Below are 10414 nucleotides of genomic sequence, written 5' to 3'. Positions count from 1 at the left end.
GGGGAGGAGAGCGCCAGTAGCGGGCGTCGGAACACCGCCGAAGAAGTGACGCCGAGAGGGCAGTCGTGACGCCACCTCCGGGGCGATGACCAGCCTCTTCAACTCGCCCACGGCGGTAAGTAAGCGCGCTACTTGACTTTCTAACACAACAATATAATTGTGTTGTTATGATACCTGAGTTCGTCGATCTTGGCGCGCCCGCGCCCTGGCCGGTCCTGCCTCCGGGCATTCACGACGCCACTCTGGCCGAAGTGTCCGTTCGGTTCGCGACGACGCCACATCGGACTTGGCTGTTCGGTGGCTTCGCCCGTGTTGTCGACGCGCTTAGCCGAGCGGGTTGCAAGACCGTCTTTCTGGACGGCAGCTTCATCACCGCGAAGCCCCATCCTGGCGACTTTGACGGATGCTGGGATCTGAGAGGCGTCGATCCGATGCGGCTCGATCCGGTGCTGCTCGACTTCAAGGACAAGCGGGCCGCCCAGAAGGCGAAATATTTCGGGGAGATGTTCGCCGTTGAGCTTCCCCATTCCCCCGGCCTGCTCGGCTTCTTCCAGACCGAGAAATTCACCGACCAACCCAAGGGGATCATCCGCATCTCCCTCGACGCGCAGAAAGGAGCGACCCTGTGATCACGAACGACAGACAATACCGGTCCGCCCGCGCGGCCCTCGCTCGTCTCCAGACCGATCTGGCACGCCTCGAGACCCCGGAAGCCGGGGTTCACCCTATGCTTCGCAAGGCTCAGACGGACGGTCTGGAGAGCCAAATATCCGACCTCGAAGCCGAGATCGAAGACTACGATGCACTCCAGTCGGGTGCAGTCACGTCCTTCGAGGCCGATGGGCTGCACGACCTCCCGGACATTCTGATCCGGGCGCGCATCGCGCGGCGCATGAGCCAAAAGGATCTCGGCACGTTCCTCGGCATCGCTGAGCAGCAGGTTCAACGCTATGAGGCGGAGCGCTATCGTTCCGCCAGCCTTGAACGGCTCTCCGAAGTGGCAGCCGCCCTCGACATTTCCGTTCGCGAGAGCGCTCAACTCCGAACCTCGCCGCCCGCAGAGGGCCCAGCTTCCTCGGTGTCCGCCTATCCGGTCACGGAGATGTTCAAACGGGGCTATTTCGGCGACTTTTCAGGCACGGCGTCCGAAGCCCGAAAGGCTGCCGAGACGCTCGTCCCCGCTTTTTTCCGCGAGGCCGCGTACGCATGGAAGCCGATGGCGCTGCACCGGCGGTCGTTCCGGAGTCGCTCCAACCCACAGTTCGCGGCGCTCGCTGCTTGGGAGGCCCGGGTCTGCATCTTGGCGGAGCGGAACAAGCCTGTTTCGGCCTTCGATCCTGAGGTGGTCACCTCGGGATGGCTCGAGGGTCTGGTCCGCCTGAGCCGGCTCGACGACGGCGTTTCACGCGCCAGGCGCTATCTCTTCGACGCAGGCGTAGCCCTTGCCATCGAGCCCCACCTGCCTGGAACCTTGCTCGACGGCGCCGCGCTACGCAGTTCGTCGAACATCGCCATCGCCGCCCTGACGCTCCGCTACGACCGTCTCGACAATTTTTGGTTCACCTTGCTTCACGAGATCGGCCATCTCGCCCTGCACATCCGGGCGGACGGCTATCACGCGATCTTCGATGACACCGACGCCCATGATCCGTCGCCTGTAGAGGAAGAGGCGGACCGGTTCGCCCAGGAGGCGTTGATCCCCGACAGCCGATGGCGGCTGTGCGTCTCACGGTTCACGCGCACCGAGAAGGCCGTCGCGACCGACGCCGCCCGGCTCGGCATTCATCCGGCGATCATCGCCGGTCGTATCCGGCGCGAGGCAAACGACTACACCCTCCTTCGAGGGTTGGTCGGAACCGGAGAGGTTCGTCGACAGGCAGCACGGGAGGATCTGGGATGGGACTGAAAGCCAGCACCTATGTGCCAGTCCTCAAATGGCGGCAGGGCGAATACCAAGCCCTGCTGCGTCTCGACACTGCCACCAAGGACCACGTGGTTCCTCTGATCGAGGTGACCCCGCCCGAATGGGATTTCGAACAGCACAAGTTCAGGAAGACGATCGACGGGCAGTTGGCGCCCTTCGCCTCCCGGCTGGAGAAGAAATGGGGCTCGCGTCTGGCTTTTCTCGACACGAGCTTGCTCAAGCCGACCGAACGCATGGTCGGAGGGGTCCACCCCCTGACCTACCTGCTCGACGCCGTTCGCGCGCGGGACGGCGTCGTTATCCCGGTGACGGGGTTGGAACGCGATTTGGCGCACTACAATGCGCTCGCATCCGCCATGGCTGTCGATGGGCAGGGCGTCGCCGTCCGGGTGAGTCTCGATGAGATCGCCGATGCCGCCTTTTCCGCTGCCTTGATGACCCTTGTGGGATCCCTTGGCGTCGGCCTCTCCGAAACCGATCTCATTGTGGATTTGGCAGCGAAAAACTTTGAACCCCTCGCCGATCTCGCTGTGCTCGTGACCACCCTCCTGCAGTCCAGCCCAACCTTCGTCGAGGCGAGAAGCCTCGTCTTGATCGGCACCTCGTTCCCCGCCTCGATGGGTGAGGTGAAACTGGCGAGCCAGACTCTGCCCCGACAGGAGTGGAAGCTCTACAAGGCGGTCACGGGAAGCCTCCCTAAGGGGTTTCGCCCCCTCGCGTTCGGCGACTATGCGATCGCCTCGGCCGACATCCCCGGGGGCGACATGCGACTCCTGAAGCCTTCGGCGACCATCCGCTACACCGTCACGGATGGCTGGTTCATCACCAAGGGCAACAATGTCCGCGACAACGGCTTCGAGCAATATCGGGGACAGTGCGGCACGGTCATTAATTCCGGGCACATGGCACCGTCGGGGTTTTCGGCCGGTAGCGACTACATCCGAGGCTGCCATGCCAAGACCGAAAAGACCGGCAACCTGTCTACATGGCGCTGGGTCGGAACGAACCACCACATCACGCGGGTCGTGGACGATCTCGCCAGTTTCCACGGGCCTTGAGGGTCGCGCGCACTAGGTCGGCCAGCTTCGTCTTCGGATAGCGGGACACCAGTTCCGCATAGAGGGCCGCTCGTGGAGCGCGCAGAAGGCGCGGGTCGCAATCCTGCCGCTGCAGGATGGCGCAGACCTCGTTGCGCCACAGCAGTCTCGCAACGGTCATGGGATCGGTCGCCCGGTTGGCCCGTTCCACGCGCAGCCGGCGAAAGACGACGGCACCGTTGGCCGCGCGGCGGGCGGAGATGACCCCCCACCAGTCAGGAACCAGCGAGAGCGCCGCCGGGAGATGACGTTCGTCGGCGATCAAGGTCGCCCGATCGACGACGCGGCCATAGGCCTCTACTTGGCGGGGCAGCCGCTCAAGACTGTCGGCTTCCGCCTTAATCTCAACGCCCCGGATGTGACCGTTGATCACCGCGATGTCGACGCGCGATGCACCGTGGGCGAGACCGAGTTCGTTCACGACCAAGGTGTCCGGAGCGCTCGCCGCATGCGCCAGCAAGCGTCCCAGCGCCGCCGCCCGCAAATCCGCATCCTTCAATCGAGCTCCCATGACAATCTCATGCCGGAGGACCGGTGCCGACGCAATCGACACCCGCCCGTCATCTCCCGTCCCCTTGCCCAGGCGGCGGGCGGGTGGAACATCGGGTCAGGGCGGCGGCGAGGGGGCCATGCGGGACTATACGACCATCGACCACAGCCAGGAGCCGCCCACGAGCGCCGACCTGCGGCCGGCCTTCGCCCACTCGGGGGTGCACGCGCGGCCGCTGGATCCGCGCATCGCCCGGGTGCAGGCCCTGTTCCATGAGGACCGGACCAGCGCGCGCATGGCGGCGGTGCAGTTCGATCTGGATCTGGATCCGGCTGGGCCTTCCATCTCCAGCGCAACCGCCTGCCCGAGACCCTGTTCTTCTACGAGCTGTTCCGCAGCCTCGCGTTTCTGGAGGCCACGCCATCCGGCTCACTGACGGCCCCTGAAGGCGGCGGCGTCGGAACGATTTAATCCCCCTGCCTCCCACGCCCCTATAATGGCGCGGCGGGCATCAGGCTGTGGGGGGCGATTCGGACAATTCGGACAATTCGGACACTGTTTTCCGGACGGTCCGGGCCGATTTCGGACAATTCGGACAATTCGGACCCTGTTTTTTTCGGGCCCGGAACCGGAAACGGCTCAGGCCGCGCACGCGGCCGGGACGTTGTCGTCGTCCTCCCACAGGGCGCAGCTGCGGTCGATCTCGGCCTGGATCATGGCGCAGGGGTTGGCTGTGTTGCAGGGCGGACGGGTGGCCGGGCTGACCTGGATGCAGCGGTCGACCAGCGCCTGGGCCGCCGCCTGTCCCCGCTCCCCGGCGCAGCTTCCGATCTCGGTCCCGGGCAGGAGCCCGGGCGTGGGCGGCGAGGCCGGCGGTGTGGGCTCGGGGGTCGGCGCAGGCGCGGCCGGAGTCTCTCCGGCGGAGGGAGAGATGGGCTCCTCGGCCTGCTGACAGGCCGCCAGAAGGGCCAGGGCGGCGACGGGGGCGATCAGGCGGCTCAGGGGGCGGGACATGAGGCGGAACTCCTTGTGGCGTCAGGGGATGAACGCGCCGTGCCGGGTCCGGCTCCCTAGTCCAGGGCGCAGATGTCGGGCAGGCCGCGCAGGCGTCCGCCTGCGTCCAGCCCATAGCCCACAAGGTAGCGGCTGGGCGCCTCCCACCCCACGAAGTCGGGGGTCAGGGCGCGGGGCTCGGGCCAGGGCTTGCGGGCGAAGACGCAGGTCAGCACCTCGGCGGCGCCCGCCTCGCGCATGATGCGCACGGCCTCGGCCAGGGACAGGCCGGTGTCGAACACGTCGTCCAGGATCAGCACCCGGGCCCCGTCCATGGGACGCTGGCACGGCGCGCGCACCTCGACCTGACCCTTGCTGGCCTGGCCGTCGCCGTACGAGGCCAGCCACAGGGCGTCGAAGCGCACGTGGCGGCCCAGGCGGGCGAGGGCCCGGGTCAGGTCGGCGGCGAACCACAGGCCGCCGGTCAGCAGGCACACGGCGATGGTCTCATCGTCGATGACCGGAGCGATGCGCGCCGCCAGGTCCGCCACATGGGCGGCTACCTGATCTTCGGGCAGCAGGACGGCGGGCGTTGCGGGGTCAGCCATGCGAGGCGGATAGCGCCTCGTCACGGGGGCTGTCGAGGGGGGAGGCCTCGATGGCGTCCTCCGGGCGCTCCAGCCCGATGGCTCCGCGCAGCACCGGCTCGGGCCGGAACTGCACAGAGGCGTTGGGCGGGGGCCCGGCGTCCGGAGCGGGCGTGGGGGCGGGCTGGGGCCGGGCGCTCAGGTCGAAGGCGACGCCGATGTCGGCTACCCGGGCCTGCGGGTCCGGGGCCAGGGTGGCGAAGCCCAGCACCGCGCCGGGCTCAATGGCCGGGCCGGGCACGGTCAGCATCTGGTGCCCGATCTCGCGGCCCTCGGCGTCCAGCAGGGCGATGCGCACCACCGGCGGGGCGACCGCATGTTTCCTGACGTTTCTCAGGGCGCCGGAGACCAGCACCTGGCCGTGATCGTTGGGAGCGGGTCGGGCGCGCACCGAGGCGAACTCCAGCCCCACCGGGTTCACCGGCGCGCCCACGGCGGCGTAGGCGGCGGCGGTGCGGGGATACATCTCAACCACCTCGACGCGGAACAGCCAGGCCGCGCCCATCAGGCCCAGGAACAGAACGCCCAGCCCGGCCCAGACCCCGCCCACGGCGGCGGCGCGGCGCATGCGCCGTTGCTGCTCGGCCCGCGCCCGGAACGCCCTGGGCAGCTCCGGCGCCGGGGCCTCGGCCAGATCGTCGCGCTTGCCGAAGGCCGCGGGCTCGGCCTCCACGGCCTTGGCGGTCAGCTCGAGCGGTTCATCATGGGGGGTCGCGCGCCAGGTATGGGCGCACGACTGGCAGCGCACGCGCCGTCCGTTCGGGCCCAGACTGTCGTCTGGCACGAAATAGCTGGTGGCGCACTCGGGACAGGTCAGTATCATGGCCGTCAATGTGAGGCGTTTCGCCCCCTCCCGATGGATCGCCCCCGGGCCATCCGAACCCGCTCAGACTTTCATGCCGTTTCCGCCCCGACGCGCCGCCCAGCCCGTGCCCGACTTCACCGAGACCGCCCGGCTTCAGGGCGTGGAATTCGGCTATGGGCAAGGCGCCCGCGTGCTTCGGGGCATCGACCTCATATTGCCGCGCGGCTCTTTCCACTTCCTTACCGGACCGTCGGGGGCGGGCAAATCGTCCCTGCTGAGGCTGCTGCACCTGGCGGCGCGGCCGACGGCGGGGCGGATGCGGCTGTTCGGCGAGGACGCCGCGCTGATTCGCCGCCCCGACGCGCCCCGCTTGCGGCGGCGCATCGGGGTGGTGTTCCAGGACTTCCGGCTGATGGATCACCTCAGCGTCTTCGACAATGCGGCCCTGCCCCTGCGGCTGGCCGGGAACCGGGCCGAGGACTACGGGCCCGACGTGGAGGAGATGCTCCGCTGGGTCGGGCTGGGCGGACGCATGGGCGACCTGCCGGAGACCCTGTCGGGCGGCGAGAAGCAGCGGCTGGCCATCGCCCGGGCGGTGATCGGTAAGCCGGACCTGATCCTGGCCGACGAGCCCACGGGCAATGTGGACGCGGCCATGGCGGCGCGCCTGCTCAAGCTGTTCCAGGGCCTGAACCACATGGGGGCCACGGTGCTGATCGCCAGCCACGACGAGGCCCTGGCCGCGCGCTCGGGCGCCGGCGTGTTGCGGCTCGAGCACGGCCGCATCCACGGAGCGCAGGCATGAGCCGGCGGCCCGACCTGTTGCCGAAGGACCCCGGCGGGGAGGGCTGGCTGGGGGCGGTGATCGCGGTGCTGTGCTTCATCGCCTGCCTGGCGGCGGTCAGCGCCCTGGCGGCGGACCGGGCGGCGCACGGCTGGAGCGGGCGGCTGCGGGCCGAGGCCACGGTGCAGGTGCGGCCCCGGGTGGACGAGACCGGCGACGCCGCCGCGGCCCGCGCCGCCGAGACCCTGGCCGGGGTGGCCGGCGTCGAGGAGGCCCAGGCCCTCGACCGGGAGGCGGCCGAGGCCCTGCTGCGGCCGTGGATGGGCGAGGCCGTGCTGGAGGACCTGCCCCTGCCCCATCTGGTCACCGTGCGCCTGTCGCCCGAGGCGCCCGCCTCCGCGCAGACGCTGGGCGAGGCCCTGGCGGAGGCCGGGCTGGACGCCTCGGTGGACGATCACTCCCTGTGGCGCGGCGAGGTGGAGCGCTCGGCCATGGCCCTGACCGGGCTGGCGCTGGCGGCCTTCGCCCTGACCGCGCTGGCGGCCGGGGCGGCCATCGCCTACGCCACCCGGGCCGGGCTGGCGGCGCGGCGACGCGAGATCGAGACCCTGAGCCTGTCGGGGGCCAGCGAGGGCCAGATCGCCTGGCTGTTCCAGCGGCGCTTCGGCTGGCTGGCGGCGCGGGCGGGCGCGGCTGGGGGCGCAGCGGCCGCCGCCGTTTTGGCCATCGCCCGGCTGGCCGGGGGCGACGGCGGGCTGAGCCCGGCCCTGCCGCTGGTCTGGGGCGACCTGGCCCTGATCTCGCTTTCCCCGGCGCTAGCGGCTAGCGTGGCCCTCGTGGCCGCCTGGCTGGCCGCCCGGCGGGCTCTGGACACGGCCTGGGCGAATCCGCCAAGGAGCGTCTCCGCCGGGGACAGGAGCATGAAATGAGGTTTCTCAGCGTCGTCGTGATCCTGGCCGTGCTGTGGGTCGTGGGCCTGTTCGCCTTCGCGGACCGGGTGCGCGCGATCACGCCCGCGCCGGAGCCGGCCCCGGCCGACGGCATCGTCGCCCTGACCGGCCCGTCGGCGGCGCGGGTCAATACGGCGGTGCGCCTGCTGGACCAGGGCAAGGCCGACCGCCTGCTGGTCTCGGGCGTCAACCGCGAGGTGCGGCGCCAGGAACTGCGGGCCCTGACGCCCGGCTCCGGCGCCCTGTTCGACTGCTGCGTGGACCTGGGCTTCGACGCCGAGAACACCATGGGCAACGCCCAGGAGATCGCCGCCTGGGCCCGGGCCAAGGGTTTCGACAGCCTGATCGTGGTGACCTCGGACTACCACATGCCGCGCAGCCTGCTGGAGATCCGGGGCATGGCCCCCGAGGTGGCCCTGACGGCCTATGCGGTCAGCACCCCGTCGCTGGACACCGAGCGGTGGTGGCGCTCGACCCCCGACGCCCGGCGTATGGCGCTGGAATACAACAAGTATCTGGTGGTTCTGGCGCGTGAGACAGTGCTGGGCCTGACCGGCCGCAACGCGCCGGAGGGCGACACCAACGCCGCACCCGACGCCGCGCCAGAGGCGGCATAAGCCCTTGATTATACTGCGCTCCGCCCTGTTCAGCCTGTGGCTGTGGCTGTCCATGCCGCTGTTCGCGGTGCTGCTGTCGCCCGCCCTGCTGATGCCCCACCGCTACGCCATGGGGGTGATCAAGGCCTGGGCCCGCACGGTGCTGTTCGGCCTGCGCTGGCTGGCCGGGATCAAGGTGGTGGTGACCGGGCTGGAGCACCGCCCCACGGGCGCCGCCCTGCTGGCCGTCAAGCATCAGGGTATGCTGGACATCGTGGCCCCGTTCACCTTTCTGGACGACCCCTGCTTCGTGCTGAAGAAGGAGCTGACGCCCCTGCCCTTCATCGGCTGGTTCGCCTGGAAGACGAAGATGATCGCCGTGGACCGCGCGGCCCACGCAAAGGCGCTGAAGGACATGGTGCGTCAGGCCCGGGTGCGCCTGACCGAACAGCGCCAGATCCTGATCTTTCCCGAGGGCACGCGGACCCTTCCCGGAGAGCCCGGCGACTACAAGCCCGGGGTGGCGGCCATCTATCGCGACCTGGACGCCCCGTGCCACCTGATGGCCACGGACTCCGGGCGCTGCTGGCCCGCCAAGGGCTTCCTCTACCGCCCCGGGGTGGTCACCTTCGCCTTCCTGCCCCCCCTGCCCGCCGGCCTGAAGCGCGCCGAGTTCATGGCGCGGCTGGAGGCGGAGATCGAGACGGCGTCGGTGGGGTTGCTGGGCTAATTTCCTTCTCCCCTTGAGGGAGAAGGTGGCCGCCGGAGGCGGTCGGATGAGGGGTATGTGTCCGCATCTCCGCCTGTGGTCGTTCTGAACCGCTTGCCCCCTCACCCTCCGCGCACGGACGGATGCTGACGCATCCGTGCGCGGAGCCGCCCTCTCCCTCAAGGGGAGAGGGGACAGGTGGGCCGGAAAAAACAGTGTACGAATTGTACGAATTGTCCGAATTCCGGGCGGCGCGGGCTTCCTGTTCGGCGGCCATCTCGGCGAACCGGGCGTTGATGGCGGCCTGACGGGCCTCGAGATTGTGGTCGTCGGCCCAGGCGCTCTGCGGCGGTGGCGGCGGCGTCTGTTCGGGGTCCGGGAGGGCGGCGAGCGCCGTCAGCTTTTCGTGCAGGCGCATCCACGACCCCGCCTCGGCGGCGCGGCCGGCCTTGAGCGCGCGGTTGACGCGGACCAGGGCCACAAGGGCCATCTCCTCATAGTCGGGCAGCTCCAGGGCCTCGTCCGAGTGCAGATCCACCGGCTCGGGCCCATGGTCCGGCGTCGGCGCGTCGATGCGGCGCCAGCCCTCGGCCCGGGCGCGGTCGCGCAGGGTCGAGGGCCGCAGGTCATGGCGGGCGCAGACCTCCACGCCCGTATGGCCCGCCTCATAGTCCCGCCGGGCCCGCGCCCAGGTCTCGTCCGACGCCCGGCGATAGCCGCCGCGCGCGCTGTCGCCGGCATCGAGTCCGGCGTGGCTGTGGTCGTCCATGATCCGTCTCCGTGGTTGGAGGCGGTAGTTTACGGGCGGGCGAAAGACGGCGGCGTAACTCGGGGTGTTCCGGCGCGGAACCGGGGCGGGGCAAGGGATTGGGTCGGGGAAATGCGGGGATTAATCCTCCCCCGATGGGGGAGGATCTAGCGGCTGCTCACCCTGGCGTTCAGGCCCGCCAGCACGCCGTCGAGGTTGGTCAGCACCGCCGTCGCCGGGATGCGCAGGACCTCGATGCCGCGCAGGGTCAGCCACTCTGTGCGCCGGGCGTCATGGCGCATCTGGTCGGGATCTTCGTGGCCCGCGCCGTCGACCTCGACCGCCAGCCGCGTGGCCTCGCAATAGAAGTCCAGAATGAACGGCCCCACCGGATGCTGGCGCCGGAACCGCGTCTCGCCCAGCCGCCGCTTGCGCAGCGCGCGCCACAACAGCACCTCCGGCAGGGTCATCTTGCGCCGCAGGGCCCGCGCCCGCTGAATGGTGATCTTCGGCGCATACATAACGCCACTATTCGAAACGCGGGCGGCGCCGTCAATCCTCCCCCATCGGGGGAGGGGGACCATGCGCAGCATGGTGGAGGGGGCTGGGGCCGGGGTGGCGGCGTTGAGGGTGCGCCGGATCGGCGATGGAGCCCTCCCGCCGGCCGTTCA

General features: G+C 69.7%; 14 protein-coding genes. 8 read left to right on the top strand and 6 right to left on the bottom strand.

Features of this window, described 5'->3' with window-relative positions; all coding sequences use genetic code 11:
- Positions 1–167 precede the first annotated feature (167 nt).
- The 3 genes from ACK4SE_RS12880 to ACK4SE_RS12870 are packed head-to-tail and all read left to right on the top strand — an operon-like array spanning position 168 to position 2982.
- Positions 168–629 (top strand): DUF6932 family protein, encoded by a 462-nt coding sequence (locus ACK4SE_RS12880; protein ID WP_409693393.1) that lies wholly within the window; start codon positions 168–170, stop codon positions 627–629.
- Positions 626–1906 (top strand): XRE family transcriptional regulator, encoded by a 1281-nt coding sequence (locus tag ACK4SE_RS12875; RefSeq protein ID WP_409693390.1) that lies wholly within the window; start codon positions 626–628, stop codon positions 1904–1906. Before ACK4SE_RS12880 ends, ACK4SE_RS12875 begins: the two co-directional genes overlap by 4 nt.
- Positions 1897–2982: a beta family protein gene (locus tag ACK4SE_RS12870; protein ID WP_409693387.1), complete on the top strand. Its 1086-nt coding sequence runs from the start codon at positions 1897–1899 to the stop codon at positions 2980–2982. Before ACK4SE_RS12875 ends, ACK4SE_RS12870 begins: the two co-directional genes overlap by 10 nt.
- On the opposite strand, the gene ACK4SE_RS12865 is transcribed toward ACK4SE_RS12870, so the two are convergent.
- Entirely contained in the window at positions 2939–3532 is a 594-nt protein-coding gene (locus tag ACK4SE_RS12865; protein WP_409693384.1) for a sce7726 family protein, read from the bottom strand. The genes ACK4SE_RS12870 and ACK4SE_RS12865 overlap by 44 nt on opposite strands.
- Before the next feature lie 118 nt (positions 3533–3650).
- Here ACK4SE_RS12865 and ACK4SE_RS12860 point away from each other — a divergent pair, with 118 nt between their 5' ends.
- Positions 3651–3947 carry a hypothetical protein gene (locus tag ACK4SE_RS12860; protein ID WP_409693381.1) on the top strand — a complete coding sequence of 99 codons (297 nt, stop codon included), beginning with the start codon at positions 3651–3653 and terminating at the stop codon, positions 3945–3947.
- Between the two features lie 203 nt (positions 3948–4150).
- Here ACK4SE_RS12860 and ACK4SE_RS12855 read toward each other — a convergent pair whose 3' ends face one another.
- The 3 genes from ACK4SE_RS12855 to ACK4SE_RS12845 are packed head-to-tail and all read right to left on the bottom strand — an operon-like array spanning position 4151 to position 5974.
- Positions 4151–4525, bottom strand: coding sequence for a hypothetical protein (locus ACK4SE_RS12855; protein ID WP_409693378.1), 375 nt, complete (start codon positions 4523–4525; stop codon positions 4151–4153).
- A 56-nt stretch (positions 4526–4581) separates the two neighbouring features.
- On the bottom strand, positions 4582–5112 hold the full coding sequence (locus ACK4SE_RS12850; RefSeq protein ID WP_409693375.1) for a phosphoribosyltransferase: 531 nt from the start codon (positions 5110–5112) through the stop codon (positions 4582–4584).
- Positions 5105–5974: an MJ0042-type zinc finger domain-containing protein gene (locus tag ACK4SE_RS12845; RefSeq protein ID WP_409693372.1), complete on the bottom strand. Its 870-nt coding sequence runs from the start codon at positions 5972–5974 to the stop codon at positions 5105–5107. The genes ACK4SE_RS12850 and ACK4SE_RS12845 overlap by 8 nt, the downstream gene beginning before the upstream one ends.
- A gap of 73 nt (positions 5975–6047) precedes the next feature.
- Here ACK4SE_RS12845 and ACK4SE_RS12840 point away from each other — a divergent pair, with 73 nt between their 5' ends.
- From ACK4SE_RS12840 to ACK4SE_RS12825, 4 genes are read left to right on the top strand one after another with little or no spacing between them, the layout of a single operon-like run.
- Positions 6048–6761, top strand: coding sequence for a cell division ATP-binding protein FtsE (locus ACK4SE_RS12840; protein ID WP_409693369.1), 714 nt, complete (start codon positions 6048–6050; stop codon positions 6759–6761).
- Positions 6758–7669, top strand: a complete 912-nt coding sequence (locus ACK4SE_RS12835; protein WP_409693366.1) for a cell division protein FtsX — start codon at positions 6758–6760, stop codon at positions 7667–7669. Before ACK4SE_RS12840 ends, ACK4SE_RS12835 begins: the two co-directional genes overlap by 4 nt.
- A complete protein-coding gene (locus tag ACK4SE_RS12830; RefSeq protein WP_409693363.1) occupies positions 7666–8307 on the top strand; it encodes a YdcF family protein in 642 nt (213 codons plus the stop codon). Before ACK4SE_RS12835 ends, ACK4SE_RS12830 begins: the two co-directional genes overlap by 4 nt.
- 4 nt (positions 8308–8311) lie before the next feature.
- Positions 8312–9016, top strand: coding sequence for a lysophospholipid acyltransferase family protein (locus ACK4SE_RS12825; protein ID WP_409693360.1), 705 nt, complete (start codon positions 8312–8314; stop codon positions 9014–9016).
- Here ACK4SE_RS12825 and ACK4SE_RS12820 read toward each other — a convergent pair.
- Together ACK4SE_RS12820 and ACK4SE_RS12815 are read right to left on the bottom strand one after the other, a co-directional pair.
- Positions 8961–9764 (bottom strand): hypothetical protein, encoded by an 804-nt coding sequence (locus ACK4SE_RS12820; protein ID WP_409693357.1) that lies wholly within the window; start codon positions 9762–9764, stop codon positions 8961–8963. The genes ACK4SE_RS12825 and ACK4SE_RS12820 overlap by 56 nt on opposite strands.
- Before the next feature lie 146 nt (positions 9765–9910).
- On the bottom strand, positions 9911–10264 hold the full coding sequence (locus ACK4SE_RS12815; RefSeq protein ID WP_409693354.1) for an endonuclease domain-containing protein: 354 nt from the start codon (positions 10262–10264) through the stop codon (positions 9911–9913).
- Positions 10265–10414 lie beyond the last annotated feature (150 nt).

This window comes from Brevundimonas sp. (assembly GCF_046293315.1).
In the GTDB taxonomy this organism is placed as follows: domain Bacteria; phylum Pseudomonadota; class Alphaproteobacteria; order Caulobacterales; family Caulobacteraceae; genus Brevundimonas.
Note: the sequence above shows the minus strand (reverse complement) of the source record. Positions and strands in the feature narration are given on the sequence as shown.